The sequence below is a fragment of the Actinophytocola gossypii genome, assembly GCF_025165815.1.
GTDB classification, from domain to species: Bacteria; Actinomycetota; Actinomycetes; order Mycobacteriales; family Pseudonocardiaceae; genus Actinophytocola; species Actinophytocola gossypii.
Genome location: NZ_JAFFZE010000004.1, coordinates 235932 through 261928, shown reverse-complemented (window position 1 = coordinate 261928; position 25997 = coordinate 235932). Strand labels below are relative to the sequence as shown.

At 72.1% G+C, this 25997-nt stretch carries 23 protein-coding genes; 6 read left to right on the top strand and 17 right to left on the bottom strand.

The window, feature by feature from the left end:
- Window positions 1-32 precede the first annotated feature (32 nt).
- Window positions 33-2330 (bottom strand): TOMM precursor leader peptide-binding protein, encoded by a 2298-nt coding sequence (locus JT362_RS02495; protein WP_260189340.1) that lies wholly within the window; start codon window positions 2328-2330, stop codon window positions 33-35.
- Window positions 2327-2518: a hypothetical protein gene (locus JT362_RS02490; protein ID WP_260189339.1), complete on the bottom strand. Its 192-nt coding sequence runs from the start codon at window positions 2516-2518 to the stop codon at window positions 2327-2329. The genes JT362_RS02495 and JT362_RS02490 overlap by 4 nt, the downstream gene beginning before the upstream one ends.
- A gap of 235 nt (window positions 2519-2753) precedes the next feature.
- On the opposite strand from JT362_RS02490, the gene JT362_RS02485 reads away from it, so the two are divergent.
- A complete protein-coding gene (locus JT362_RS02485) occupies window positions 2754-3563 on the top strand; it encodes an AfsR/SARP family transcriptional regulator (RefSeq protein ID WP_260189338.1) in 810 nt (269 codons plus the stop codon).
- Here JT362_RS02485 and JT362_RS02480 read toward each other — a convergent pair.
- The 12 genes from JT362_RS02480 to JT362_RS02425 are packed head-to-tail and all read right to left on the bottom strand — an operon-like array spanning window position 3560 to window position 14219.
- A complete protein-coding gene (locus JT362_RS02480; RefSeq protein WP_260189337.1) occupies window positions 3560-4288 on the bottom strand; it encodes a thioesterase II family protein in 729 nt (242 codons plus the stop codon). The two genes, JT362_RS02485 and JT362_RS02480, sit on opposite strands and share 4 nt — an antisense overlap.
- A complete protein-coding gene (locus tag JT362_RS02475) occupies window positions 4285-4998 on the bottom strand; it encodes a beta/alpha barrel domain-containing protein (RefSeq protein WP_260189336.1) in 714 nt (237 codons plus the stop codon). The genes JT362_RS02480 and JT362_RS02475 overlap by 4 nt, the downstream gene beginning before the upstream one ends.
- Window positions 4995-5702: a phosphoribosylanthranilate isomerase gene (locus tag JT362_RS02470; RefSeq protein WP_260189335.1), complete on the bottom strand. Its 708-nt coding sequence runs from the start codon at window positions 5700-5702 to the stop codon at window positions 4995-4997. The genes JT362_RS02475 and JT362_RS02470 overlap by 4 nt, the downstream gene beginning before the upstream one ends.
- The gene (locus JT362_RS02465; protein ID WP_260189334.1) at window positions 5699-6844 is read right to left on the bottom strand and encodes an acyl-CoA dehydrogenase family protein; all 1146 of its coding nucleotides are present in this window, start codon (window positions 6842-6844) and stop codon (window positions 5699-5701) included. The genes JT362_RS02470 and JT362_RS02465 overlap by 4 nt, the downstream gene beginning before the upstream one ends.
- A 12-nt stretch (window positions 6845-6856) precedes the next feature.
- The gene (locus JT362_RS02460; RefSeq protein ID WP_260189333.1) at window positions 6857-7231 is read right to left on the bottom strand and encodes an ectoine synthase; all 375 of its coding nucleotides are present in this window, start codon (window positions 7229-7231) and stop codon (window positions 6857-6859) included.
- Window positions 7232-7233: 2 nt separating this feature from the next.
- Window positions 7234-8061 (bottom strand): tryptophan synthase subunit alpha, encoded by an 828-nt coding sequence (gene trpA / locus JT362_RS02455; RefSeq protein ID WP_260189332.1) that lies wholly within the window; start codon window positions 8059-8061, stop codon window positions 7234-7236.
- Window positions 8054-9088: a hypothetical protein gene (locus tag JT362_RS02450; protein ID WP_260189331.1), complete on the bottom strand. Its 1035-nt coding sequence runs from the start codon at window positions 9086-9088 to the stop codon at window positions 8054-8056. The genes trpA and JT362_RS02450 overlap by 8 nt, the downstream gene beginning before the upstream one ends.
- Before the next feature lie 5 nt (window positions 9089-9093).
- Window positions 9094-9357 carry a phosphopantetheine-binding protein gene (locus tag JT362_RS02445; RefSeq protein WP_260189330.1) on the bottom strand — a complete coding sequence of 88 codons (264 nt, stop codon included), beginning with the start codon at window positions 9355-9357 and terminating at the stop codon, window positions 9094-9096.
- Window positions 9354-10868, bottom strand: a complete 1515-nt coding sequence (locus JT362_RS02440) for an AMP-binding protein (RefSeq protein ID WP_260189329.1) — start codon at window positions 10866-10868, stop codon at window positions 9354-9356. Before JT362_RS02440 ends, JT362_RS02445 begins: the two co-directional genes overlap by 4 nt.
- Window positions 10868-11758 carry a MaoC family dehydratase gene (locus JT362_RS02435; RefSeq protein WP_260189328.1) on the bottom strand — a complete coding sequence of 297 codons (891 nt, stop codon included), beginning with the start codon at window positions 11756-11758 and terminating at the stop codon, window positions 10868-10870. The genes JT362_RS02440 and JT362_RS02435 overlap by 1 nt, the downstream gene beginning before the upstream one ends.
- Window positions 11758-12996 (bottom strand): beta-ketoacyl-[acyl-carrier-protein] synthase family protein, encoded by a 1239-nt coding sequence (locus JT362_RS02430; RefSeq protein ID WP_260189327.1) that lies wholly within the window; start codon window positions 12994-12996, stop codon window positions 11758-11760. Before JT362_RS02430 ends, JT362_RS02435 begins: the two co-directional genes overlap by 1 nt.
- A gap of 5 nt (window positions 12997-13001) precedes the next feature.
- A complete protein-coding gene (locus tag JT362_RS02425) occupies window positions 13002-14219 on the bottom strand; it encodes an aminotransferase class I/II-fold pyridoxal phosphate-dependent enzyme (RefSeq protein WP_260189326.1) in 1218 nt (405 codons plus the stop codon).
- 148 nt (window positions 14220-14367) lie between these two features.
- Between JT362_RS02425 and JT362_RS02420 the strand changes: the two genes are divergently transcribed.
- The 3 genes from JT362_RS02420 (at window position 14368) to JT362_RS02410 (ending at window position 20564) form a co-directional block, all read left to right on the top strand.
- Complete coding sequence (locus JT362_RS02420; protein WP_260189325.1) at window positions 14368-17811, top strand: ATP-binding protein; 3444 nt, start codon at window positions 14368-14370, stop codon at window positions 17809-17811.
- A gap of 63 nt (window positions 17812-17874) precedes the next feature.
- Window positions 17875-19905: an aminotransferase class V-fold PLP-dependent enzyme gene (locus JT362_RS02415; RefSeq protein ID WP_260189324.1), complete on the top strand. Its 2031-nt coding sequence runs from the start codon at window positions 17875-17877 to the stop codon at window positions 19903-19905.
- Window positions 19902-20564, top strand: a complete 663-nt coding sequence (locus JT362_RS02410) for a DUF6875 domain-containing protein (RefSeq protein ID WP_260189323.1) — start codon at window positions 19902-19904, stop codon at window positions 20562-20564. The genes JT362_RS02415 and JT362_RS02410 overlap by 4 nt, the downstream gene beginning before the upstream one ends.
- Window positions 20565-20642: 78 nt before the next feature.
- On the opposite strand, the gene JT362_RS02405 is transcribed toward JT362_RS02410, so the two are convergent.
- From JT362_RS02405 to JT362_RS02395, 3 genes are read right to left on the bottom strand one after another with little or no spacing between them, the layout of a single operon-like run.
- Window positions 20643-21398, bottom strand: a complete 756-nt coding sequence (locus JT362_RS02405; protein ID WP_260189322.1) for an SDR family NAD(P)-dependent oxidoreductase — start codon at window positions 21396-21398, stop codon at window positions 20643-20645.
- Window positions 21395-22381: a 3-oxoacyl-ACP synthase III family protein gene (locus JT362_RS02400; protein WP_260189321.1), complete on the bottom strand. Its 987-nt coding sequence runs from the start codon at window positions 22379-22381 to the stop codon at window positions 21395-21397. The genes JT362_RS02405 and JT362_RS02400 overlap by 4 nt, the downstream gene beginning before the upstream one ends.
- Window positions 22382-22389: 8 nt before the next feature.
- Window positions 22390-22653, bottom strand: a complete 264-nt coding sequence (locus JT362_RS02395; RefSeq protein ID WP_260189320.1) for a hypothetical protein — start codon at window positions 22651-22653, stop codon at window positions 22390-22392.
- A gap of 250 nt (window positions 22654-22903) precedes the next feature.
- Here JT362_RS02395 and JT362_RS02390 point away from each other — a divergent pair, with 250 nt between their 5' ends.
- Window positions 22904-24466, top strand: coding sequence for a flavin-containing monooxygenase (locus tag JT362_RS02390; RefSeq protein ID WP_260189319.1), 1563 nt, complete (start codon window positions 22904-22906; stop codon window positions 24464-24466).
- 7 nt (window positions 24467-24473) lie between these two features.
- The gene (locus tag JT362_RS02385) at window positions 24474-25994 is read left to right on the top strand and encodes an FAD-binding protein (protein WP_260189318.1); all 1521 of its coding nucleotides are present in this window, start codon (window positions 24474-24476) and stop codon (window positions 25992-25994) included.
- The last annotated feature ends 3 nt before the right edge of the window (window positions 25995-25997 follow it).

Genomic DNA, 25997 nt, shown 5'->3' with positions numbered 1-25997 from the left:
CCGCCGGGTGCCACGTGCGGTGCGTCAGCTGGTCACATGAACATGGGGTACGGGTTCAGCTCGGTGTAGGGCGTCGGCTCGGTCAGGCGGCCGAGCCGGACCGGGACGTCGTAGAGGCGGCCTGGACCGAACCGCGCCCAGAAGTGCCGCATCCCCGGCACGACCACCTTGACCACCGGCAGCCCGACGTCGGGCCGGGTCTGGTCGAGGACCAGCACCTCCATGCCCTGTCCGGCGATGGCGTCGTGGACCCGCCGCACGTCGTCGTACAGGTCCGCGGACGGCGGCCGGCTCCAGTCGGCCGGCGTCCGCGCCGGCACCGCCGGGTCGGGCAGCAGGTACGGCTGGTTGGCCACCGTGGCCTCCCGCCACCACCGCACCGCGTCCGGGTCGTCGCACTCGTAGCGGTCGCCGTCGCCCTTGGCGACCATCGCCGGCATCAGCTGGTTGAGCTCGGTGAGCGCGCGGCGCAGCGCGACCCTCGGGTCGAGGTGCGCGCCGAACCCGAACATGATGTCCTCGCGCTCGCCGTCCGTCCGGCCGGACACCGCCGCCATCGCGGGGATGCCGAGGTCCGAGGTGACGTCCAGGACCCACACCGCGCGGCCGACCCCGGCGTACGCGGCCAGCACCTCGTCCACCCACGGGTCGCGGAACGCGCCGAGGTCGATCCCCGGCATCGGCGTGCGGTTGTACCACCACAGCGCCACCGCGTCCCGCTCGACCAGCTCCAGCATCGCCTGCAGCGTCGCGTCCTCCAGGCTGCTGCCCGCCGCGTTGCCGTTCGAGTCGGCCTGCACGAAGCGCGGGCCCGACTCCACCGGCGTGCCGAAGTAGAGCATCCCGGTGGGCAGCAGGCGGTGCGTCTGCCCGGTCATCGACCACACCGGCGTCCAGTCCAGCTCCGCCTCGTCGTCGAACGGGTCGCACACGTGCTGGAACGCCGAGTGCGTGGTGTTCCAGCCGGTGCGGTCGCGGTACTGGCGGTCGTGGAACAGCTGGCAGGTGCTCGGGTCGATCGCGCTGTCCCCGAGCGAGCGCAGGCTGCCCCTGATCCGCTGCTCGTCGCCCTGGTAGGTGCCGCTGTAGCGCTCGACCGCCTCGCACAGCGCACCGACCTCGGCTTCGAGCGCGGTGACGCCCTTGCCGCCGTTCTCCATCCGCAGCGTGGCGCGCAGCGTGTCCAGCGAACGGGTGCCCTGCGCGGCGTTCTGCCCGGAGCGGTACGAGTTGAACAGCGCGGGCCCGCGCCGGTCGCGGTGGATCTCCTTGACCACCCCGGCGACCGGGCTGACCAGGTGCCGGTAGCGGGCCAGGGTCTCCTCCGGCGTCATCGCCCGGTGCGACCCGCCGGGCGCCTTCGGCCGGGAGCCGAGCACCACCGGGCGGCGTGCCTGGTGGCGCACCAGGTCGGGGTCGCCGCAGTGCTCGCACTGCGGGCGGCCGCGCAGCTCGTGGTGCCGCGACGACAGGTCGACGCTGTCCATCACCCAGACACTGCGCTGGCCCACGTAACGCTGGCCGGCCAGCCACTTGGTGGCCTCCAGGACCACCAGGTCCATCGCGGCCCCGGCAAGCGGCGACACCGAGGCGATCGGGGCCTGGATCGGGCCGGGGCGGCCCAGCTCGTCGACCGCGCAGGACTCGGCGAGCCGGTGCTGCTGGAGCCGGTTCGCCAGGCAGTACCAGCAGCCGGTCGTGGCCGGCTCGAAGAACGGTCCGATCCACACCTGGGCGCCGGCCGGCTTGGCCAGCAGCCACGGGATCCCGGCCACCCGCAGCGCCTCGGACATCTCGCCGAGGCACGGGTTGAGGTAGTCGTCGCAGAGCACGACCGGGAGGTCGACGTCCAGGTGCGCCGGGTCGAGCGGGAGCCCGGCGGTCACCGCGAGCCCGGCCGCCCGGAACGCCGACCAGGCGGAGACCGTGTCGACCTCGCCGACGGTGAACACCGCGATCGACTTGGTGACCGTGCCGGACACCGCCTCCACGGCGTCGAGCCCGACGGTGTCCCAGTAGGCGAGGGTCGGCTCGTCCGCGGTCAGCTCGACGTCCGGCTTGCGCAGGGAGAGCAGCCCGGCCTCGTTCAGCTGGGCCACCACGGCCTCGACCTTCTCCCTCGGCAGGTCCTCCGCGACATCGAGCAACTCGTCCATGCTGCGGGTGCCGTCGAGCAGCGGGGTGAGCGCGGAGACCTCGGCGCCGCGCAGGGTCGTCATACCCCGCTCGGAGAACAGGTAGGTCACCCCGTTGCCGACCTCGGCCCGCAGATGTCGTTTGAACCCGACAAGCTCAGGACCGAGTCCGGAGCCGATCTCGGTGCCGGTCATGCCGCGCGCCCGGTGGGCACGGGCTGGTCCACCCAGGTGATGGACGTGGGGGCCAGTAAGGAGTCCGGCTGGTTGTGCCAGTGATCGAATCGCTCGATCTCCACGACGGGGCGGAGGTCGGGCTGCCCGGCGTCGGCGCTGAACGCGGCCAGCCGGGTGATGACGTTGGAGGTTGCGGCGGCGGGCATGCTGACTCCCTCTGGACTCGAGTGGCTTTCGACCTCGTGGCCTTGTAATGAGAAGTGTCGAGACCAGCGCCCGCGCCGGCCAGTGCTCGCCTCACCGCTCGGGTGTGTTTTCGTCATACCGCGCCGCGCGACATTTCACATCTCCGATCGTGCCCTGCTCACTGCCGGCCGGCTGATCGTTCTGCGAGCGTTCTCCCAGGTGCTCCGGCCAGTCCGAGCTTGGGAGGTAAGGGCCATGCAGATCAACGTCCTGGGACCGTTGGAGGCGTACGTCGACGGCCGCGCGATGACCCCGAGTGCGGCCAAGCACCGGCAGGTGCTCGCGCTGCTCGCGTTGCACGCCAACGAGGTGGTGTCGGTCCGGGTCCTGCTGGAGGAACTCTGGGGCACCCGGCCCCCGGAGACCTCGCAACAGACCCTGCAGACCTACATCTTCCACTTACGACAGCGCATCGGCACCGCGCTCGGGATGTCGAAGACCGAGGTGAGCAAGACGGTGCTGGTCACCCAGCACACCGGGTACACGCTGCGGATCGGTCCGCAGGACCTGGACGCCTGCCGGTACGAGCAGCTCGCCCACCAGGGCAGGCGGGACATGGCGCGCGAGGACTACCGGGCGGCGTCGGACACCCTGCGCCGGGCGCTGGAGATGTGGCGCGGGCCGGCGCTGGTGGACGTGCCGACCGGGCACCCGCTCAGCGTGCACGTGAACCGGCTCGAGGAGAGCCGGCTCGGTGTACTGGAGGACTGCGTCGACGCCGACCTGTGCCTGGGGCGCCACCACGTCCTGCTCAGCGAGCTGGCCGAGCTGACCGCGCGGTTCCCGATGAACGAGCGGCTGTGCGCGCAGTTCATGATCGCGCAGTACCGGTCCGGCCGGCAGTGGCGGTCGCTGGAGATCTTCCGTGACCTGCGCACCACGATGGTCGACGAGCTCGGGCTGGAGCCGTCGGTGTGGATCCAGCGGCTGCAGCGCGCGATCCTCAACGCCGACCCGGTGCTGCACCGCCAGCACACCAGCGGCCAGCTGCTGACCGCGTCCTAGGCTCGGGAGAGGTGGCCGGCGAGCAGCTCGATCACGCCGGCCCGGTGCTCGTCGAGGTAGAAGTGGCCGCCGCCGAACACCCGCAGCTCGAACCGGTCGGTGGTGTGGTCGCGCCAGGACGCGACCTCCTCGACCGACGCCAGCGGGTCGTCGTCGCCGGTGAGCGCGAAGACCGGGCAGGACAGGGCGGGCCCCGGGACGTATTCGTAGGTCTCGGCGGCCCGGTAGTCGGCCCGGATCAGCGGCAGGGCGCCGCGGGCGAACGTGTCGAACCCCGGCAGCCGGGCGCTGGCCCCGGCGAGGTCGCGGACCGAGCCGAGCAGCCGTCCGTCGTCGAGCAGGTGGGTGCGCTCCACCCGGTGCCGCGACGGCGCGCGCCGGCCGGAGGCGAACAGGCCGGTGAGCACGATCCCCTTGCCCTCCAGCAGCCGGGCCACCTCGAACGCGAGCGCGGCGCCCATGCTGTGCCCGAAGAACGTCAGCGGCCGGTCGGTCAGCGGCAGCACCTCGTCGACGACCAGCCGGGCCAACTCGTCCAGGTCGTCGACGGGTGGCTCGTGCCGGCGCTCCTGCCGGCCGGGGTACTGCACGGCCAGCACCTCGGCGCGCGCGTGCAGCGCCCTCGCGTAGGGCAGGAAGTACTTGGCCGTGCCGCCCGCGTACGGGAAGCACACCAGCCGGTGCGACGTACCGGGCGCGTCCCGGAACTGCCGGATCCAACTCATGGGGTGCCCTCCACGGCGGTCGCGTCGGCCAGCCGGCCGTCCAGTTCGGACAGGTAGTCGTCGAGGTTCCCGGTGCGCAGCAACGAGGTCCCGACCAGCAGGCCCGCGTAGCCGGCGTCGAGCAGCCGGGCCGCGACCGCCGGGCCGCCGATCCCGCTCGCGCTGACCGGGCACCGGGTGCCGCCGCGGACCAGCGCGGGCAGGAGCCGCAGGCTGCGGCCGATGTCACCCGCGTCGCGTTCCCTGGTCCGGATGTCCTTGTTGTTCACCGCGATCACGCACTCGTCGGCGTGCGGCACGGCGTCGATCTCGGCCTCGCCGGTGACCTCGACGAACGGGGTGAGCCCGGCGGACAGGCAGGCCTCCACCAGGACCGGCATGCTCGTCCTGGGCAGCAGCCCCGCGGTGAGCAGTACGGCCGACGCGCCGAGGTCCGCGGCCCTGGCGACCTGGTCGCGCCGGGTGATGAAGTCCTTCTGCAGCACCGGGCGGTCGGTGCGCTCGGCGACCTCGCGCAGCATGTCCTCGGTGCCGCCGAACCACCGCCCGGTGACGACCGAGACGCAGGGTGCGTCCACCGCCTCGTAGGCGGCCAGCACCTCGGCGACCGACCGGCCGCCGAGCAGGTCGGCGCCGTCGCCGTCGTGCCGCTTGATCTCCATGACCAGCGGGCGACGGGCGGCGCGCAGGGACTCGATGAACCGACTCATGCGACCTCGTCTCGGGGGTGGCGCGCGGTGTGCCAGGCCCGCGCGATGCCGCGGATCGCGCGGCCGGTGAAGCGCCCGCCTGCGTCCCTGGCGGCGGTGTCCACGTCGATGCCCGCGTAGCGCGGGTGGGCGACGACCGCGTCGAAGTCCACCCGGTTGGCCTCGGACAGGCCGCCGGCCAGCAGGAACGGGCGGTCGGTGTGCTCGACGGCGGCGAGCACGTCGGCGGCGTCGAGCACTTGGCCGGTGCTGCCGACCCGGCCGTCGTCGGTGAGCGCGTCGAGCAGGAACAGGTCGGTGCCGGCCCGCTCGTACGCGCCGAGCAGGGGGCGTTCCAGGCAGGTGCCGGACCGGATGTGCAGGACCTTCACCACGGTGAGCCCGTCCGGCACGGCCGCGCGCAGGGCCGCCACGGTCGCCGGGAGCTGGTAGGCGTGCAGCTGCACCCACCGGATCCCGGTCAGCCGCAGCACCGCGGCCAGCGCGGGGACGTCACCGGAGAAGGTCACCAGCACCGGCTCGGCGCCGGCCGCCCTGGTCGCGTCGGCCAGCGCCGCGGCGTCGGGCGGGGACAGCTCCGCGTGCCCGCCGGGGATCCCGTGCCACAACCCGACGAGGTCCGCGCCGGACTCGGCGAGCAGGGCGACATCCGCCGTGGACGTCGCCCCGCACACCTTGAGCAGCGGCGCGCCGGTGCCGGTCACTTCCCGAGTCCCATCATCGCCGCCACCCGGTTGTACTGGATCTCCGTCGACCCCGAGTAGATCGTCCCGGCGACCGAGTTGCGCACGTCCTTCTCCAGCCCGTGCTCGGCCATGTAGCCGTGCCCGCCGAAGATCTGCACGGCGGACAGGCTCGACTCCACGTTGCTCTCGCTGGTGAGCAGCTTCGCGATGGCGAGGTCGACGGTGACGTTCTCGCCGGCCATCAGCCGCTCAGCCGTGTCGTAGAGCCATTTCCTGGACGTCTCCAACCGGATCTTCATGTCGACGATCTTGTTCGCGATCGACTGGTGGGACCCGATCGGCTTGCCGAACTGGACCCGGGTCTTCGCGTACTCGACGCAGCGGTCGAGCCGGTGCTGCATCTCGCCGACGTTGACGATGAACGAGAACAGGATCTCCCGCTTCATCACGTAGTCCATCACCATGAACCCGCCGCCGACCCGGCCGAGCACGTTGGCCGCCGGCACCCGGCAGTCGTCGAAGAACAGCTCCGACAGCGGCGAGGTCCGCAGCCCCATCTTCTTCAGCGGGCCGCCGGTCGACAGGCCGGGGGTGTCCCGGTCGACCAGGAACGCCGTGATGCCCAGCGCTCCGGCGTCCGGGCGGGTACGCGCGTAGACGACGAACACGTCCGCGACGGGCCCGTTGCTGACGAACGTCTTGCTCCCGTTCAGCACGTACTCGTCGCCGTCACGTTCGGCCCTGGTCAGCATCCGCATCGCGTCGGACCCGCCCCCGGCCTCGGTGATGGCGTGCGCCCCGATCGACTCGCCGGAGCAGATCCGCGGGAGGTACCGGCTCTTCTGCTCGTCGGTGCCGAACTGTTCGAGTGGAACGCCGGTGCTGCAGATGCTCGTGGTCACCGAGAAGCTCAGCCCGCCGTCGCGGCACCCCTCGCCGAGACCCTCCAGGACGTACATCGTGGTGATGACGTCCTGGCCGAGCCCGCCCCAGCGCTCGTCGAACGGCAGGCTGAGGATCCCGGTCTCCTTGATCAGCTTCCACTTGTCCCAGGGAAAGCCGCCCTCCTCGTCCCGCTCGACGTGCCCGTCGCTGAGGTCGTCCTGCCAGCGGGCCAGCCCCTCGCGCAGCGCGCGCTGGTCCGCGTTCCACCTGTTCACGACAACCGCCTTCTAGTACGCCGAGGAAACGTGCTCGTCGAGGCTGTGCACCTCGTCGCCGCGCAGCGCCGGGGTGAACACGCACACCAGGCGCAGGTCCTCGTGCGGGCTGGCCACCAGGAAGTGCGCGTCGTGCTCGTCGAGGGCGTAGAGCGTGCCGGGCGTCAGCGGGTGCGAGGTCCCGTCCAGCTCCACCACCTCGCCGGAACCCTCGATGCAGTAGCAGGCCTCCAGGTGGTTGCGGTACTCCAGGCGGGACTTGGTGCCCGCGCGGACGAGGGTGTCGGTCACGGTGTAGCCGACGCCGTCGTCGGCGACCAGGAAGCGGCGGCTCAGGCCGTTGCCCCACTCCACCGTGGGCACGTTGTCGATGTTGCGGACGATCATGATCAACCTCCGGTCCTGATCTGGGTGTACTCCCCGTCCCGTGCCGCGATGGACGAGACGAAGTCCTCGAAGTCGGCGACCACGTCCCGGCCGGCGGAGAGCGCGTTCTCCACCCGCGCGACGCCGGCCGAACCGACGATCACCGCGTCGGCGCCGCACCCGGCGACCGACTCGGCGTCCTGCCTGGTGCGCACGCCGAACCCGACGGCGATGGGCACCGCGGTGCGCTCGCGCAGCGTGGCGACGGTGCCGGCGAGCCCGGCCAGGTCGGGCGCCGCCGACGTGCCGCTCCGGCCGTAGTGCGCCACGAGGTACAGGTAGGCCGAGGCGTTGGCGGCCGCCTCGTCCAGCACCCGCGGCGACGAGACGCCGTGGTAGCAGGTGGTCACGATCGGCAGCCCGGCGTCGGCGGCGGCCGCGTGGTAGTCGGTACGCAGCCGCGGCGGCAGCGCGTGCAGCAGCAGCCCGTCCACCCCGGACCCGGCGACCTCGCCGACGACGTCGGCCAGCGGCCGGGGCTTCACCGAGTGGCTCCAGTCGGCGAGCAGCGCGATCCGCAGCCGGTGCAGACCGGGCCGCACCCGCTCGACGAACGCGAGCACGTCCGCCAGCTCCACGCCCGCGTCCAGCGCCCGCCGGGCCGACCGGCGGATCGTCGGCCCGTCGGTGACCGAGTCGGGGAACGGCACCGCCAGCTCCAGGCACTCCACGCCGCGTTCGTCGAGCATGTGCACGAGGTCCTCGAGCACCGGCAACGGCGGGTCGCCCGCGTTGAGGAACAACGCCAGGCCGTACCCGCCGTCGCCGCGGCGCGGGAAGAACTCAGCCATTCGCCACCGCCCGTACCGGTGCCGCCCGCCGGCGCGGCGACCGCATGCGCTCCACCAGGTCGAGCGCGGCGCCGTCGCGCACGGCCCGCAGGGCGTCCGCGATGGCCTGCTCCCAGCTGTCGACCAGCCCGGACGCCACGGCCATCGCGGCGGCGTTCAGGCAGACCGTCTCCGTCGCGACCTCGCCCGCCGTGCCGGCCAGGACGTCGAGGAACCCGGCCACCGGGTCGCCCTCGCCCGAGGCCACCGCGGCCAGCGTGCCGGTGCCGGAGGTGTGCTTTCCGCGCGGCAGCCAGATCTCGCCGCCGCCGGTGTGGATCACGTTGTTCGCGAACCCCAGCAGCTCGTCCGCTCCGACGTCGTTGGTGCACAACCAGATCGCGCGGTTCTCGACCTCGCCGGTCAGCTGCCGCAGCCGGGCCAGCGGGGCGGCGGCCGAGACGCCGGTGACCTGCGCGGCCACCGGCAGTCCGGCGAGGAACGGCCCGACGGTGTTCAGGAAGCGGCCGAACCACCGCATGCTGGTCGGCAGGATGGTCCTGGCCAGCCGGGTGAGCACCGTGGGGTAGACGAACTGGCCGGCGAACGCGAGCCCGAAGCGGTCCAGCGACTCCTCGGTGTCCGCGTGCGACTTGGTCAGCCCGATCCCGAGCCGCTCCAGCAGGTCGATCGAGCCGACCTTGCTGGTGTAGGCGCGGGACCCGGTCTTCACCACCGGCACCCCCGCCGCGGCGGCCACGAACGCCGACGCGGTGGAGATGTTGAACGTACGCGGCCCGCCGCCGGTGCCGACGATGTTGACCGCGTTCGCCCAGTGCCGGGGCGCCGCCGGCCGCCGCTCGTCGAACGAGGCGAGCAGGCCGCACAGCGTGCCGTGGTCCGGGAGCCGGGTGGCCAGTGAGGACAGCAGGGCGACGGCCTCGCCCCGGTCGACCCCACCGGCCTCCAGCCGGTCCCAGAAGGACCGCCAGTCCTCGAGCGGGACGTCGGCCTGCCCGGCCATCAGCCCTTCCAGTACCCCGCCCATCGGTCTCAGGCCCCGGCCGCGGTCGGCTTGCGCGAGTCCTCGACGAACGCGTCGATCGCCGAGATGCTGCGGAAGTTGTCCGGGTCCAGCTCGGTGTCGGTCACCGTGAGGGCGAACCGCTCCTCGATCCACGCGATCAGCTTCAGCACCCCGAGGCTGTCGATGAGCCCGTCGGCCAGCAGGTCGTGGTCGACGTCGAGCTCGCTGGCGCTGACGTCCGGGAGGAACTCGTCGATCAGGAACTTCTTGATTGCGTCGATGTTGCTCATGACACCCTTCCTCGTGCGGTCGGCGATACATCGGGAAAACTGACGGCGTTGCGGTCGACCTTGCCGGTGGGGGTCTTGGGCAGCGGCTCGTCGCCGATGCGCAGCACCGTGGGGATCGCGGCCTGCGGGAGGTTCTTCGCGCAGTGGCCGCGCAGGGTGAGGCTGTTCAGGCGGCTGCCCGGCGTGCGCCGCACCACGCACCGCAGGACGCTCCCGGCGAGGTCGTCCGGCGTGGCGACCACCGCGGCCTCGTCGACCTCGGGGTGGTCGAGCAGCACCCGCTCCACCTCAGCGGTGTTGACCGCGACCCCGCGAACCTTGACCTGGAAGTCGCTGCGCCCCACCAGGAACATCCGGCCGTTGTCGTCCCGGCGGACCAGGTCGCCGGTGCGGAAGTAGCGCCGGTCATCCCAGCCGTGCGGATGGGGGACGAAGCGGTGGTCCTGGTCGGGTCGGCTGAGGTAGCCGGTGGTCTGGAACGGGGTGGACACGTACAGCTCGCCCATCCCGGAGCCGTCCAGCACCGCGCCGTCCGCGCCGACGATCTCGGCCTTCGACCCGGACACCGGGACGCCGAGCGGGATGGGGCCCGACTTGCCGGCCGTGTCCCGGTCCACCTCGTGCACGAAGCTGTCGTTGGTCTCGGTACAGCCGTAGATGCTGTGCAGCCGCGCCGACGGGAACAGCGCAGGCAGCTGTTCGAGCGTGCAGTCGGGGATGGCGTCGCCGGTGGACATCACGTGCTCCACCGACGGGAACACCCGCTCGGGGTCGCGGGTCACCACGCCGTAGATCAGCAGGCTGTAGAACATCGGCACCGCCTGCACGACGTGCACCTCGTGTCGGGTCAGCTGATCGAGCAGGTGGTACCCGTTGGCCGCGTACGCCGGGTCGATCATGACCACCCGCCCGCCGTGCGCCAGCGTGGTCCACACGTCCAGCAGGCACAGGTCGAAGTTGAGCGGGGCGTAGTTGAGCACCGACCGGCCCGGCCCGATGTCGAAGGCGTCCGCCGCCCACGCCACGAACCTGTCCACACCGGACTGGCTGAGCGGGACGATCTTGGGCAGCCCGGTCGACCCGGACGTGGTCAGCATGAACGAGACGTCGGTCTGGTCGACCACCCGCAGCGCGGGTGGACCCGACGCGGGCGGAATCGGGATCGGGTCGCTGTCCGGCACCAGCGCGTACCGGCAGTCCGCGCGGGCGAACAGGGTGGTCAGGGTGCGTTCGGCGAGCGCGGGTGAGGGCAGTAGGAACCGTCTGCCGGCCAGCAGGCAGGCCAGCACCAGCGCGACCGCGGCGGGGGACTTCTTGGCCAGCACGCCGACCGGCTCGTCCGGGCCGAGGTCGAGCCCGACCAGCTGCGCGCCGGCCTTGCTCGCCATCTCGTACAGCTCGCGGTAGGTCGTCTCCTGTCTGTGCCACACCAGCGCGACGTCGTTCGGCCGGGTGTCGACCTGGGCGAGGAACGCTTCGTGGAAACCGGGGGCCGGTAACAGGTCTGCCATCAGGTGCTCGCAATCGTGCCTTCGGTCGCGGATAACAGGGGCGGCTCGCCCAGGGTCACCCAGCCGCCCTTCAACGCCAGCCCGTGTGGGGTCCGGCAGCTGAAGCAGACGGTGTCGCCGGCCGGCTGGAGCGTGATGTCGACGGGCTCGCCCGGCCGGACCGGGGTGGAGAACCGGACACCGATCTCCCGTACCAGCGTGGCGTCTCCGCCGGCGTGCCGGTCGACGACCTCCTCGCAGACCATGGCGAGCACGCTCATGCCGTGCGCGATGACCCCGTCGAAGCCGGCGGCCTCGGCGGCCGCGTCGTCGAGGTGGATCGGGTTGTCGTCGCCGGACACCTCCGCGTACCGCCGTACGCTGTCCCGGGTCAACTGTCGGCTCAGGACGGTGCCGGTGGCCTTGCCGCGGTGCGCCGGAAACGGCGGAAGCTCGCCGAACGGTGCCGGCGTGACCGCGCCGCCGAGCAGAGCCCCTGTGACCAGCTCGGCGAACTGCGTCCCGTCCGCCCCGACAAGCATGGCGCGCAGGGCCACCCGTACCCCGCCGGCCTCGCGGCGGGCGCCGAGCAGGTCGACCTCGACGGTGACCCGCTCGTCTGGCCGAAGTGGCCGGTCGACGCGGATCTCCTGGCTCAGGTGGACCCGCGTCGGCTCGGTGCCGTCCGCCCTGGTCGCGCCGATCTTGCCGAACGCCAGCTCGAACGCCTGGTGCGCGAGGACGAACGGGTGCACCGGCGACGGCGTGGGAGTGCCGCCACCCGGCGCCGGCGAGTCGAGCACCGTGCGGACCGCGTCGCGGTAGCCGGCCAGCTCGCCGGCGGTGACGGCGCGGACGAGCGTGGCGACCGCCTGGCCGCCCGACGGTGGGGGAGGAGCGCTGGTCGTCATCAGGGGGTCACCACCAGACAGGCGTTGTGCCCGCCGAAGCCGAACGAGTTCGACAGCGCCGGCCCCGGCGTGATGGATCGTGGTTCGCGGTGCACCACGTCGATCTCCATTCCCGGCTCCAGCCGTTCGTGGTTGGCGGTCGGCGGCACGACCGCGTGCTGGTTGGTCAACACCGCGGCGATCGCCTCCACCGCACCGGCCGCGCCGATCAGGTGGCCGATCACGCTCTTGGTCGAGGTGACCGGTGGTCCGCCCGGACCGAACACCTTGGTCAGCGCGTTCGCCTCCGCGCGGTCGTTCTGCTGGGTGGAGGTGCCGTGCGCGTTGACGTGCGCGATATCGCTCGGGTCGAGGCCGGCGTCGGCGATCGCCTCCTGCATCGCGGTGACCGCCGCGGAGCCGTCCGGCAGCGGCATCGCGAGGTGGTGCGCGTCGGCGGTACTGCCGTAGCCGGCGACCAGGCCGTAGGTTCGCGCGCCCCTGGCCCGCGCGTCGTCGGCGCGTTCCAGGACGACGAAGCCGGCACCCTCGCCCATGACGAACCCGTCCCGGTCCACGTCGAACGGCCGGCTGGCCAGCTCCGGTTCCTCGAAGCGGGCGGAGACCGCGTTGAGGTTGGCGAACGCGGCCAGGGTCACGGGGCTGAGCGTCGACTCGGCTCCGCCCGCGATCACCACGTCCGCGCGGTGGTCGCGCAGCATCAGCATCGCGTGCCCGATGGCGTCCACGCCGCTGGCGCAGGTGGTGGCGATGGTGAGCGCCGGTCCGTGCCAGCCCAGCCGCATCGCCAGCAGCGCGGCCGCCGCGTTGGGCATGCTCACCAGCGGCAGCAGCGGGTTCACCCGTTGCGGACCGTGCCGGAAGTAGTTGCCGCTTTCCGCGTCGGTGGTCTGCCGGCCGCCGACGGCGTTGCCGACCACGATCGCCGTGCGCCGGGGGTCGGGGCTCGGCGACCCGGCGTCGCGGTAGGCGCTCAGCGCCGCGGTGACGCCGAAGCGCGCGAACGGGTCCATCCGCCGGGACTCCTTCGGCGGGATGAGCCCGACGTCCGCGAGCCCGCGGACCGCGCAGCCGAAGCGGACGCCGAGTTCGCCACTGTCCACGTCGGTCTCCAGCGGCGCCGCCGTGGAGCGCCCGGCGAGCAGCGTCGCCCAGAAGTCGTCCACCGTGGAACCGGCGGGAGTGACGACGCCGAGTCCGGTGATCGCGATCGGCGTCCTCGTCGATGTGCGCGCCATCGCCGTCACTCCCCGATCAGGTGGCACTGGCGCGCCGCGGTGAGGAAGGCGTCGATCGCGAAGTCGATGTCGGCCCGGCTGTGCTTGGCGGTGATCGCGATCCGCAGCCGGGCGAGACCGGGCGGCACGGCCGGGGTGATCACCGGCAGCCCGACCACGCCGGCCTTGCGGCAGGCGGTCGCGAACTCCCAGGCGTTCTCGTCGGAGCCGACGATCAGCGGCACTACCGCGCTCTGGCTGGCACCGGTGTTCATCCCGGCGTCGGACATCACCTGGCGGAACCTGGCCGACTCCCGCTGCGCGTAGGTCACCCGCTCCGGCTCCCGGTCCAGGATCCGCAACGATTCCAGCGCGGCGCCGGCCTGGGCCGGGGCGAGCGCGGCGGAGAACAGGAACGGCCGGGCGTGCCGCTTGAGGTACTGGAGGAAGTCCGCGGAGCCGACGATCCAGCCGCCGTTGGAGGGCACCGCCTTGGACAGCGTGCCGACCTTGATGTCGGCCTTGACCTCGCCGCCGAAGTGCTCCTCGATGCCGCGTCCGGTGGCGCCGATGACACCGAGCGCGTGCGCCTCGTCCACCATGAGCAGCGCGCCGTGCTTGTCGCACACCTCACGCAGCTCCGGCAGCGGTGCGATGTCGCCGTCCATCGAGTACACGCTGTCGACCACGACCAGCCGGGTGCCGGACGGGTTGGTCGCGGCCAGCCGGAGGTCCAGGTGGCGCGGATCGTTGTGCCGGAAACGGGTGACGGTGGCGCCGCTGAGCTGGGCGCCGTCCACGATGCTCGCGTGGTCCAGTTTGTCCAGCAGAACCGTGTCGCCCGCACCGGCCAGAGCGCCGACCGTGCCGACGTTCGCGGCGTAGCCCGAGCTGAACACCAGGGCGTTCTCCCGGCCGGTGAACCGGGCCACCTCGGCCTCGAGCTCCTCGTGCAGCGGGATGGTGCCGGCGAGCGCGCGGACGCCGGGGGTGCCGGTGCCGTACTGGTCGATCGCGGCCTTCGCGGCGGCGGCGACGCGCTCGTCGCCGCCGAGCCCGATGTAGCCGTAGCCGGACATCATCAACAGGCGCTCGCCGTCGACCTCGACGTAGGGACTGTCCATCTCCGGCCGGTAGGAGACGAAGTTGTTGCGGCGACTGGGTTCCCACTCGAGCTCGTCGATTCGCCGGTTGATCGCCGCAACTTTCGGCTCGAGGTGTTGCCAGGCAGCTGAAGCGTTCACGTGCGTCTCCTCACCCACTAACCACGGTCATGGCACCTGGGATTTCTACGGGGGGACGCGCAACCGGGGCGCAACACCGTGCGCTGCCCAAGCCGGACGTGACCGGTCCGCGAACGGTCGGCCGCAGGGTCTAGGTGGAGGAGGAACGATGCTGCCTGACTTACCGGATCCGCCACCGAACCCCGGCGTGCTGGTTCGGCTCACCGGGCTCGTGGCGATCGAGTGCGAGTCGACCGGGTCGCACCACCTGTCGAGCGCGCAGGCGCGGGTCGCCTTTGTCCGGATGGCGCTGGACGGCCCCGGCGGTACCGGCCGGGACCAGCTCGCGGACACCATCTGGCCGGACGGACTGCCCGACACCTGGGCCTCGGCGCTGCGCAGCGTGGTGAGCCGGGTCCGCTCGTTCGTCGCGGGCGCGACGACCGACGACGGCGTCCCGGTGGTGGCCCAGGGCGGGCGGTACCTGCTGCGGCTGCCACCCGGCGCCGTGATCGACCTCGAACGCGCCCAACAGGAGGTCGCCGAGGCGGTCGCCGCGCACGCCGAGGGGGCGTCCGCCGACGCGCGGCGGCTGGCCGAGTCTGCGCTCACCTGCCTGCGGCGGCCGCTGTTGCCCGAGCACGACGGCGACTGGGTCAACGAGGTGCGGGCGCGGCTGGCGGAACTGCTCGCGACCGCGCTGGAGACCGCGAGCCTCGCGGCGTCGGCGGCCGGTGACGGGGTGGCCGCGCTGCGGCTCGCCGACGAGGTGGTCCGGCACGCGCCACTGCGGGAGAGCGCGTACCGGGCCAGGATGACCGCGCACGTCGCCGCCGGTAACTGCGCCGAGGCCATGCGCACCTACCACGAGCTGCGGCGCACCCTGGCCGACGAACTGGGGATCGATCCGTCACCGGAGAGCCAGGCGGCCTACGTCGCGTTGCTCGGCGGGCCGGCGCCCGACGACAAGGAGGACCCGTCCCAGCGGGGGCCCCGCTCGCCCGCCCCGTTCGTCGGGCGGGTCGGTGAGCTGGCCGCGCTGGCACGAGCCTGGTCCCGGGCGGAGCGCGGGACCAGCCACATGGTCCTGGTCACCGGCGAGGCCGGCGTCGGCCGGACCCGGCTGGTGACCGAGGCGGCCCACCGGATCAGCCTCAGCGGGGGGCTGGTGGCGCACGGGCGCTGTGACCGGGATCCGTCCGTGCCGTACCAGCCGTTCGCGGAGGCCATCGGTGAGCTGCTCACCGCCGGGCTCGACGACCAGGACGACGCCCGGGCCAGGGCGGTGCTGGCCGCACTGGCCGCCGATCCCACCGCGTCCGAACATCCGGCGGCGGTCGTCGACCTGGTGGTGCGGGTCTCCCGCGACCGGCCGGTACTGCTGTTCCTGGACGAGCTGGACCTCGCCGGTGAGGACACCCTCGCGGTGCTGCGCCAGGTGTTCCGGCGCCGGCACGAGGCGTCGCTGCTGGTCGTGGCGACCGCGGGGCCGGCGGCGCGGCGTCCGGACCGGCTGTTGGCCGCCGTCCAGGCGGTCGACCAGGACGGCTGGCTGTACCGCCTCTCCCTGCCCGGTCTCACCGAACGGGACGTGGCGGCCCTGGTCACCGAGGTCGTGCCGGAGGAGTTCCTCGCGGAGCTGCCGAGCACACGCCGGCTGGTCGCCGACACGGCCGGCAACGCCTACCTGTTGCTCGAACTGCTCCAGTGGCCGTGCGAGCGGGACGGCGACTCGGGTGAGGAGCTGTCCCCGGCCATCCACGACTACGCGGCCGCCCAGCTCGCCTGGCTCGCGCCAGAGCCCCGCCGCCTGCTGCGCGCCGCGGCCGCGGCGGGCCGGGTCTTCGAGCTCGACCTGGTCGTCGAGGTGGCCGAACTGGATTCCGGCCGTGCCATGGACGCCCTGGACCTGTTGCTGGCGGCCGGGATCCTCTCCGAGGCCGGGGCGGCACGCTCCGGCCGGTACCGCTTCACCCACGACGTGCTGCGCCGGTCCGTCTACGCGCGGCTCAGCACGGTCCGCCGCCGGGGCCTGCACTCCCGGCTGGCGGACGTGATCGAAAGTCGGCGCGCCGGCGACCTCGCCGGCTACACCCGCGCACTGGCCCATCACCGTTCAGCCGGCGCGACCGAGGGCGGGGACCAGCGGGCCGTGCGGTGGTTGTGGCGGGCCGCGGCGCGGGCCGGCGCGGACGGCGCGGCGGAGGACGCGGTGCGCCTCCACCGCGACGCGCTGCGCCACGTGCCGAGCGCCGACAGCAGGTTGCACGCCGAGGCGATCACCAACCTCGGACTGGCACAGCTCGCCGCCGGCCACCCGGGGTGCGAGCAGACCCTGCTCGACGGCGCGCTGCACGCGGTGCACAGCGAGCGCCTGCCGGTGGCCGCGCGGGCCGCACTCGGTCTCGCCGACGCCGTCGGCACCCGACCCGAGCTGCGCGGTGAGGCCGCGGCCCTGATCGAGCTGCTGGTGCAGGAGGTCCGCGAGCACGCGCCGGGACCGGGCGCCGGTGGGATCGACGGGGTGATCCTCGGTCGGCTGCTGGCCAGGCAGGTCCGGCTCGGGTCCACGGTCGTCGCGGGATCGCTGGCCGACGCGGCGCTCGTCGCGCTGACCAGGGAGCTCGGCCTGCTCGTCGGCGACATGGAGGCGGTGGCCTGGCGGCACACCCTCGCCGGTGAACTGCTCGCGGTCGCGACCGCGGTGGACGACGCTGACGCGCGGCTGGTCGCCGCGCACCACCAGGCCATGGCCGCGGAGCTGCGTGGCGACCTCGGCGCCCGGAGCGACGCGCTGGCCGCACTGGTGGCCGCGGCGCACGACGCCGGCCGGTTCGGCGACGCCCTGCTGCTCGAGCACGCGGTGGCGACGGCCGTCACCCATGGCAGGTTCACCGACGCCGCGCTCACCGCCAGGGCCGCCGCGGTCTTCACCGGGCACGGCGACCGGGCCGCTTCGCCGGCGGCGGCGACCGCCGTGGACGGCTCGTCGGCGGTCAGCCCGGCGCCGGGCAGTCTCGCGGAACGGCAGCTGCTGGTCGCCGGACTGCTGCGCACCAGCCTCCAGCCGGCCGCCGTCAGGTCGCCGGTGACCGGGCTCGAGGCCGCCGAACGCTCCCTGCTGGCGCTCGCCGGTGGAGCCAGGGGAGGACCACACCTCACCGTGCGGGCCTTCGCGACCGGTGCCGAACCTCTCCCGCCCGGCGACGAGTGGCCACACCTGATGGGCGTGCTCGCGCTCGGCGCGGTCGAGCTGGGCGACCCGATGACGGCCGACGCGCTGCGGACGCGGTTGGCGCGGCACGCCGGGCTGGTCTGCGGTGTCGGCTACCGGACCTTCGTCGGCCCGGTCTCGTTCCACCTCGGTCGGCTCGCCGTGGTCGCCGGGGACTGGGACGAGGCGGAGAGCCAGCTGACCTCGGCCCTGTCCTGGCTCACCGAACGGGAGGCGTGGCCATGGATCGCGCTGGCCAAGCAGGCGCTGGCACGGGCCTTCGCCGGCCGGGCCGGCCGAGGTGACCGGAGTTCGGCACGCGCGCTGTTCGCCGAGGCGAACTCGGCACTGGCCGGTGTCGGTCTGCGGCACCTGGTCACCGCGCCGGCCGAACGGTGAGGGTTTGCGCCGCTGTTGCGTAGCTGACCGTATACCAGAGGTGACAACGGAAGTGGGAGCCACATGGACCTGAGGTACTGGCTTTCCCACGCGGTCGACGTGGTCGAGCGGTGGGGCGATCGGTTCGGCCCCTATACCCGGCATCCGGCCCAGCTGGTCGACGACGCCGCGTTCGCGCCCGCGTTCACCGCCTTCGCCGAGCGAATGAGGAACAACTACCCGTTCTTCCATCCCCGCTATGCCGGCCAGATGGTCAGACCGCCGCATCCGGCGGCGATCGTCGGCTACCTCACCGCGATGCTCCACAACCCCAACAACCACGCGGCCGAGGGCGGCCCGGCCACCACCGAGATGGAGCGGGAGTGCGTGGCGTCGCTGGCCGCGATGTTCGGCCTGCGCTCCGCCACCGGGCACCTGACCTCCAGCGGCACCATCGGCAACCTGGAGGCGCTGTACGTGGCCCGCCAGTCGCACCCCGGGCGTGGGGTGGCGTTCAGCTCCGAGGCGCACTACACCCACCGGCGGATGTGTCACGTGCTCGGCATGCCGGCGTACCCGCTGCCGGTCGACTCCGCCGGCCGACTTGAGGTCGACGCCCTGGAGCGGGAGCTGGCCACCGGGCGTGTCGGCACCGTCGTGGTCACCGCCGGCACCACCGGTCTCGGCGCTGTCGATCCGGTGCACGAGGTGCTGCCGCTGGCCCGCCGCCACGGCGCCCGGGTGCACGTGGACGCCGCCTACGGGGGGTTCTTCGCCCTGCTCGCACGGCCGGGCGCCGAGGAGCGGCTGGACCCCCGGCCGTGGCGGGCCATCGCCGAGTGCGACTCGGTGGTCGTCGACCCGCACAAGCACGGGCTCCAGCCCTACGGGTGCGGCGCGGTCCTGTTCGCGGACCCCGATGTCGGCAGGTTCTTCGCCCACGACTCGCCGTACACGTACTTCACCGACGCCGAACTGCACCTCGGCGAGATCAGCCTGGAGTGCTCCCGGGCCGGCGCGGCCGCGGCGGCGCTGTGGTTGACGCTGAAGCTGCTCCCGCTGACACCGGAGGGCTTCGGGGCCACCCTGTCGGCCAGCCGGCGGGCCGCGCTGCGCTGGGCGGACCTGATCGACGACGGGCCACGGCTGCGCCTGTACCAGCGCCCGGAGCTGGACATCGTCACCTACTTCCCGACGACCGGCGCGGCGACCGTGAGCGCGGTCGACACGGCCTCGAACCGGGTGCTTCGCACGGGCATGACCGCGACGGACGACCCGGTGTTCCTGAGTGTGGTGCGGGTCGATGCCGACGCGCTCCGGCGCCGACACCCCGACCTCGCCCGCGACGCCGCATCGGCGCACGTGCTGCGCAGCGTCCTGCTCAAGCCAGAGGCGGAGAGCTACCTCGACCACCTGCACGACCGGGTGCACGAACTCGCCGCCGGCGCCGACCCGGCGGCGGAGCGGTACCCGGACCCCACGACGGACGGAGACGTTGTGCGACCCGACGGCATCCCCGAGACGTCCCAGGCCGACACCATGAGGTCGGCCACCGACACCGACCGGCTGGTGGAGGTACTCGCCGGCTCCTTCCACTCGGACCCCGTCGCGGTCTGGTTGTTCCCCGACCCGGTGCGGCGCGCCGAGATCCTGCCCGAGTTCTTCCGGGCCCACGTGGACCTCTCACTCGACTACGACGGCGTGTTCACCACCGCCGACCGCGACGCCGTGCTGCTGTTCCTACCGCCCGGCGCGCAGGAGAAGGTGGCGGCACGGGAGGCGGAGCTGACCGAGCGGTTCGGCGAGATCGCCGGCGAGTACCGCGACGCGCTGCTGGCGGTCATGGCGCGACAGGCCGAACGCCACCCAACCGGACGCCACTACTACGTGTCCTTCGGCGGGGTCGCTCCGAGCGCCCAGCGCCGCGGCGCCGGGCGGTCCCTCGCCGAGACGCTGACCGAGCGCGCGGACCGGGAGGAGGTCGGGATGTACACCGAGACCAGCTCCGCCGGCGGCGCCGGGCTCAGCCGGCGAATGGGTTTTCTCCCGGTGGGAGAAGACATCGTACTGCCGGACGGTCCCGTGCTGCGTCCGATGTGGAGGGCGCCGCGATGAGTGCGGTACTGTGCGACGACCGGCTCCAGCTCTGGCCGGCGAGCGAGGTCGCCCGCGGCGAGGTGCCCGAGCCGCACCGCGGGCCGCTGGGCGAGATCCTGCGTTGGAGCAGGGAGTTCCTGATGTCCTCGCACCCCGAACTCGGCCGTACCGGTCCGGTCTGTCCGTACACGGCGCCGTCGCTGCGCAAGGACCTGTACTTCCTCGGGGTTCCGGTCGACGACGGCAGCGGGGTGGACCTGCCGTCGATGGTCGCCCAGCTGCGGGACTGGCACGGGCGGCTGTCCGCCGACCTGAGCCAGGAGGACCAGGAGCTGCTCGCCCTGCTGGTGGTGCTGCCCGATCTCGACCACGAGGACTCGACCGAGTTGGACGAGCTGCAACGTAAGGCCAAGGACGAGTTCGTCGCCGATGGTCTGATGATCGGCCAGTTCCACCCGGTCTGCCCGGAGCCTGGCCTGTGGAGCAGGACGTTCCGGCCGCTGCGTTCGCCGAGTCCGCTGTTGGCGGTTCGCCGGCTGCTGGTGTTCGACCTGCCCTTCCTCGAGAGCGAGGCGCACCTGGCCCAGTACCTGCGGCGTTTCGCCGCGACGATCCCGGCGCGGATGCGCGACCAGCTCGTGTCCCGGCTTACGCACAGCGGTGTGGACGCGGCCTAGGACAGCCGAACGGCGGGTCCGCGCACCCCGCCGTGCGCGGACCCGCCGTTCGTGGGAGGTCGTCGTCTGGCCCATCGATCAGGTGATCGACACACCACCGTCCACACTGACGACCTGGCCGGTGACGCAGTCGCTGTCGAGGAACAGACGCATGGCCACGGCCACCTCCTCCGGGGTTGGGAACCGCGGGATGGGGGACTTCTCGCGGATCCCGTCGACGACGGCATCGGACAGGCCACTGGTCATGGGGGTCTCCATGAACCCGGGGGAGAGCGCGTTGACGGTCACCCCGCGGCGGCCGACCTCGGCGGCCAGGGACCGGGTGAGCCCGATGATCCCGGCCTTCGAGGCGGAGTACGCGGTCTGACCGGAGGACGCGATCAGACCGGACGGCGAGACGATGTTGATCACCCGACCCCAACGGCGCCGCAGCATGCCCCCGACCGCGGCGCGGGTCGTGTGGAAGGTGCCGAGCAGGTTCGTCCGGATCACCTCGTGCCAGTCCTGCGGCGACTGCATCGCCATCAGCGCGTCGCGGCGGATCCCGCCGTTGTTCACCAGCACGTCGACCGGGCCGAGTCCCTCCTGGATCTCCTCGAACATCGTCCCGACCGCGTCCCACGAGCCGATGTCGCCACCGACCACGATCGAGGGGTTGTCCAGTTTGCCGGCGACGGCGCGGGCCGCGTCGACCGATCTGTTGTAGTGCACCGCGACCCGGCAGCCGAGCGCGTCGAGCTCCATGGCCAACGCCTGACCGAGCCCGCCGGACGCTCCCGTGACGAGAGCGACCGGCTGCGCGGGACGGACGCCGGCGGTGTTCTTCTGACTCATGTGGGTTCGCCACCCCATTTCAGGAGTACCGATCCCCAGGTCATGCCGGCGCCGAACCCGGCGAGCAGGAGCAGCTCGCCGTCGGAGACGCGGCCGTCGTCGAGTGCCTCGGTCAGCGCGATCGGCATGGACGCCGACGCGGTGTTGCCGTAGCGCTCGAGGTTCGTGATCAGCCGGTCCGCGGGAAGTCCGGTGTGGTTGAGGATCGAGTTGATGATGCGGATGTTCGCCTGGTGCGGCAGGATGTGGTCCACCTCGCCCGGCTCGACCTTGGCCGACTCCAGCGTGGCGCGTACCGTTCGGACGGTGTACCGCACGGCGTTGAGGTAGATCTCGTTGCCCTTGATCTCCGAGTAGTGCAGTCCTTTCCGGACGGTCTCCTCGGTGGTCGGCATCCGGCTCCCGCCGGCCTGGATCTTCAGGCTGTCCGCGCGGGAACCGTCCGCCCCGAGGTTCCAGGCCAGCATCCAGTTGTTCGGGCTCGGCGTGAGCACGATCGCGCCGGCGCCGTCCCCGGCCAGGATGCTGAGGTCGCGGTCGGCCGGGTTGATCGTGAGCGAGTGGGTGTCCGAGCCGATCAGCAGGATCGGCCGTGGGTCCAGCGCCATCAGGCCGGCCGCGGTCACGAGCCCGTAGACGAACCCGGAGCACTCCGCGTTGACGTCGTGCGCGCTCCCCGCGACGCCGAGTTCGTGCTGCACGAACACCGAGGTGGCGGGGGAGAGCTGCTCGGGAGTGGCCGAGGCCACGATGAGGTGCGCGATGTCCGCGCCGGTCAGCCCCGCGCGTTCGAGCGCGGCGCGACCGGCCTCCACCGCGAGGCTGGCGGTCGTCTCCCCGGGGGAGACGAACCGCCGCTCGCGGATCCCGCACCTGCTGACGACCCAGTCCTCGGTGACCCCGAACCGGTCGGCGATCTCGACGCTGGTCACCACGCGCCCGGGCACGGACATGCCCCAGCCGGTGATGTCGAAGCCAGTCACGGGCGGCCCTAGTTCTGTGCGGCCGGCTGCGCGACCAGCGCCACGATCCGGCCGTGCACGGTACGCAGGGTTGTCGTGTCGTCCATGTCGCTGAACAACGACTCGTCGGCCGGGATGTGCGGGTACTCGGACTGGAAGTTGTACAGCCACTCCATCAGGTCGAGCGAGTCGACGTCCGAGATCTTCTGAAGCGGAGCGTCGACGTCGATCGATTCCGCACCGGACACGTCCTGCAGCTGGTCCGCCAGTTCCTCGACGGTGGGCAGTTCCATGAGCGTTGGCTCCTCTCGACTGTGCCTGTCGTGTGCCTGTCGTGGTGCCCAGGAAAGACGACCGGCGCAACGCGAACGCAACGCCGCGTGCACTTGCGGACCTCTTGCGGCCGACGCGGTTACCTCGTCGCGGCATGAGGTCACCAGGCCCTGCGAACGACGAGACGAGGCGAGAATGACCACGGTCCAGAACAAGCCGGTGAAACCCGAGGTCGACGCGAGCCGGCACCACGCCTGAGGAGGCGGACCTATGACGATCACCGACTCCACCACGGGCGACGTGCGCCAGGACGAGACCGGCGGGCAGCCAGTCCCGCACGTGCGGGTGGCCATCATCGGCGCCGGGTTCTCCGGCCTCGGCCTGGCCATCCGCCTGCTGAAGTCCGAAGAGGACGACTTCCTGATCTTCGAACGCGCCGGGCAGGTCGGCGGCACCTGGCGCGACAACACCTACCCCGGCGCCGAGTGCGACGTGGCCGCCCTGCTCTACTCCTACAGCTATGCGCAGCGCTCGGACTGGCAGAGCACCTACGGCAAGCAGCCGGAGCTGTACGCGTACCTGAACGACTGCGCCGACCGGTTCGGCGTGCGCCCGCACATCCGGTTCCACCACGAGCTACTGTCCGCGCGCTGGGACGAGACGGTGCGGCGCTGGCACCTGGAGACCAGCCAGGGCGACTACACCGCCCAGGTACTGGTGACCGGCAGCGGTTACCTGAGCGACCCGGTGATCCCGGACATCCCCGGCCTCGCGGACTTCGGCGGCACCGTGTTCCACTCGTCCCGCTGGGACCACGACTTCGACCTGTCCGGCAAGCGGGTCGCTGTGATCGGCAGCGGCGCCTCCGCGTTGCAGTTCGTGCCGAAGATCCAGCCCGAGGTCGGCCGGATGGACCTCTACCAGCGGACGCCGGCGTGGATCGCGCCCAAGAACGACAAGCCCAACGGCCGGTTCCGGCAATGGCTGTTCCGCAACATCCCCGGGTACCGCGGTTTCCGCCGCGGCTACAACCAGTGGGGTCGTGAGGTGCTCGCGTTCCTGCTCGGCCGCCCGAAGATCGCGGCGAAGAGCGTACAGGGCATGTTCGTCAAGCACCTCACCAAGAGCGTGCCGGACCCGGAGCTGCGGGCCAAGCTCACCCCGGACTTCACCATCGGCTGTAAGCGGATGCTGTTCTCCAACACCTACTACCCAGCGATCCAGCAGCCCAACGTCGAGCTGGTCACCGACAGTATCGTGCGGGTTCAGGGGAACTCCGTGGTCACCGCCGACGGCCGTGAGCGGGAGGTCGACGCGATCATCCTGGGCACCGGGTTCCACGCCACCGACCGGCCGATCGCGCGGCGGGTGTGGAACGACCGGGGCGACTCGCTCGCGCGGACCTGGGCGGCCGACGGCATGACGGCCTATCGGGGCACCACGGTGTCCGGCTTCCCCAACCTGTTCATGCTCCTCGGTCCGAACACGACCCTCGGCCACTCCTCGCAGACGGTGATGATCGAGGCGCAGGTCGCCTACATCGTCGACGCGCTCGACCAGATGGACAAGCGCGGACTGGCCAGTGTCTCGGTGCACGAGGACGCGCAGACCGCCTACAACGAGACGGTTCAGCGGAAGCTGTCGACCACGGTGTGGAACGCCGGGCAGTGCGCCAGCTGGTACCTCGATGAGCACGGCCGCAATCCGTCGATCTGGCCGAGCTTCACCTGGAAGTTCCGCAAGCAACTCAAGCGTTTCGATCTGTCCGCCTATCAGGTCACCACGATTTCAGGCATCGAGCACGTCGGTCGGGCCGCCGGGATACGGAGCTGATGAAGAGATGAAGAACCTGACGAACAGCGCCCTCACCCGGCGCAGCGTCCTCAAGCGGATCACCGTCGGCGCGGCCGTGGTCGGCTGGAGCACGACGAGCGGCTCGTGGGCGGTGGCCGGTGCCGACACCACCGGCGTGGCCCGTCTGCCGCGGCTGGACGGCACCCTGGAGACCGCACCCGAGGTGCTGTCCCGGTTCTCCGCCGACTTCGGCCACCTGGTCGACGCGGTACCGGGGGCCGTGCTGCGGCCGGGCTCGGTTGGCGACATCGTCGAGATGGTCCGGTACGCGCGGTGCAACGGCCTGACGATCGCGATGAACGGCCAGAGCGGCAGCAGCGCCGACGACCTGGAGTCGCACTCGAACTACGGCCAGGCCGCGGTGCCGGGCGGGATCTCGATCGACGCGAAGAGCCTGTCCACGATCCACCGGATCGACCGGGACAGCGCCTGGGTCGACGCGGGCGTGACCTGGGCTCAGTTGATGGACGCGGCGATGGCGGAGGGAAAGATGCCGCCGTCGCACACCGACTACCAGCACCTGTCGATCGGCGGCACGATCAGCGTCGGTGGGATCGGTGGCCAGGTGCAGAAGTACGGCGTGCAGGCCGACACGGTCTCCGAGATCGAGATCGTCACCGGCCGGGGCTACGTGGTGCGGGCATCCGCCCGCGAGAACGCGGACCTGTTCTTCACCGCGCTCGCCGGCGGTGGGCAGGTCGGGATCATCACCAAGGCCAGGGTCGACCTGGTTCCCGCGCCGGGCAGGGTCACCACGTTCAGCCTGTTCTACGACGACCTCGGTACCTATCTGGCCGACCAACAGCGGATCCTGCGCGACGGCCGGTTCGACTTCCAGGTCGGTGCCCTGGCCCGCAACGCCACCGACACCGGGTGGCGGTACCAGATCGACGCCGGCGCGTACCAGTACGGGGGGAACCCGCCGGACAGGGCCGCGCTGCTCGCCGGGCTGCGGGACGATCGCGCCTCGGCGACCGTGGCCGACCTTCCGTTCCGCGACTGGGTGTTCCGGATGGACCCGCTGGAGGTGGTGTTGAAGGAGAACGGGTTCTGGCACCAGCCGCACCCGTGGCTGTCGTTGGTGCTGCCCGCCTCGACCGTCGCCGAGTTCACCCGGCAGCTGGCGGCCGAGCTGACCCCGGCCGACGTCGGCATGGGGTTCGCGTTGCTGTATCCGTTCGACACCTCGAAGGTGAACCGGCCGATGTTCCGGACACCCGACGAGCCGGTGGGCTACCTGTTCGACCTGTTGCGGCTGCCGCCACCCGGTGACCAGGGAATCGCCGGCATGCTCGAGCAGAACCGGCGGCTCTACGACCTCGCCGTCTCGCTCGGGGGGATGCGGTACCTGATCGGTGCCATCCCCGACATGAACCAGCGGGAGTGGCGCCGCCACTTCGGCGCCGACTGGTGGCGGTTGGTCGCGGCCAAGCACCGCTACGACCCGGACCACGTGCTGACCCCCGGCCAGGGCTTCTTCGACCGGCGCCGGAACTGGAGGAGGTAGCCG

Bases quoted from the DNA above. Each gene is read 5' to 3' on its own strand.
- JT362_RS02415 (WP_260189324.1), top strand. From the start codon at position 17,875: ATGGACCTGAGGTACTGGCTTTCCCACGCGGTCGACGTGGTCGAGCGG.
- JT362_RS02385 (WP_260189318.1), top strand. From the start codon at position 24,474: ATGAAGAACCTGACGAACAGCGCCCTCACCCGGCGCAGCGTCCTCAAG.
- JT362_RS02440 (WP_260189329.1), bottom strand. From the start codon at position 10,868: ATGGCAGACCTGTTACCGGCCCCCGGTTTCCACGAAGCGTTCCTCGCC.
- JT362_RS02405 (WP_260189322.1), bottom strand. From the start codon at position 21,398: ATGAGTCAGAAGAACACCGCCGGCGTCCGTCCCGCGCAGCCGGTCGCT.
- trpA (WP_260189332.1), bottom strand. From the start codon at position 8,061: ATGGCTGAGTTCTTCCCGCGCCGCGGCGACGGCGGGTACGGCCTGGCG.
- JT362_RS02495 (WP_260189340.1), bottom strand. From the start codon at position 2,330: ATGACCGGCACCGAGATCGGCTCCGGACTCGGTCCTGAGCTTGTCGGG.
- JT362_RS02410 (WP_260189323.1), top strand. From the start codon at position 19,902: ATGAGTGCGGTACTGTGCGACGACCGGCTCCAGCTCTGGCCGGCGAGC.
- JT362_RS02485 (WP_260189338.1), top strand. From the start codon at position 2,754: ATGCAGATCAACGTCCTGGGACCGTTGGAGGCGTACGTCGACGGCCGC.
- JT362_RS02460 (WP_260189333.1), bottom strand. From the start codon at position 7,231: ATGATCGTCCGCAACATCGACAACGTGCCCACGGTGGAGTGGGGCAAC.
- JT362_RS02480 (WP_260189337.1), bottom strand. From the start codon at position 4,288: ATGAGTTGGATCCGGCAGTTCCGGGACGCGCCCGGTACGTCGCACCGG.
- JT362_RS02490 (WP_260189339.1), bottom strand. From the start codon at position 2,518: ATGCCCGCCGCCGCAACCTCCAACGTCATCACCCGGCTGGCCGCGTTC.
- JT362_RS02445 (WP_260189330.1), bottom strand. From the start codon at position 9,357: ATGAGCAACATCGACGCAATCAAGAAGTTCCTGATCGACGAGTTCCTC.
- JT362_RS02450 (WP_260189331.1), bottom strand. From the start codon at position 9,088: ATGGGCGGGGTACTGGAAGGGCTGATGGCCGGGCAGGCCGACGTCCCG.
- JT362_RS02395 (WP_260189320.1), bottom strand. From the start codon at position 22,653: ATGGAACTGCCCACCGTCGAGGAACTGGCGGACCAGCTGCAGGACGTG.
- JT362_RS02435 (WP_260189328.1), bottom strand. From the start codon at position 11,758: ATGACGACCAGCGCTCCTCCCCCACCGTCGGGCGGCCAGGCGGTCGCC.
- JT362_RS02430 (WP_260189327.1), bottom strand. From the start codon at position 12,996: ATGGCGCGCACATCGACGAGGACGCCGATCGCGATCACCGGACTCGGC.
- JT362_RS02475 (WP_260189336.1), bottom strand. From the start codon at position 4,998: ATGAGTCGGTTCATCGAGTCCCTGCGCGCCGCCCGTCGCCCGCTGGTC.
- JT362_RS02390 (WP_260189319.1), top strand. From the start codon at position 22,904: ATGACGATCACCGACTCCACCACGGGCGACGTGCGCCAGGACGAGACC.
- JT362_RS02420 (WP_260189325.1), top strand. From the start codon at position 14,368: ATGCTGCCTGACTTACCGGATCCGCCACCGAACCCCGGCGTGCTGGTT.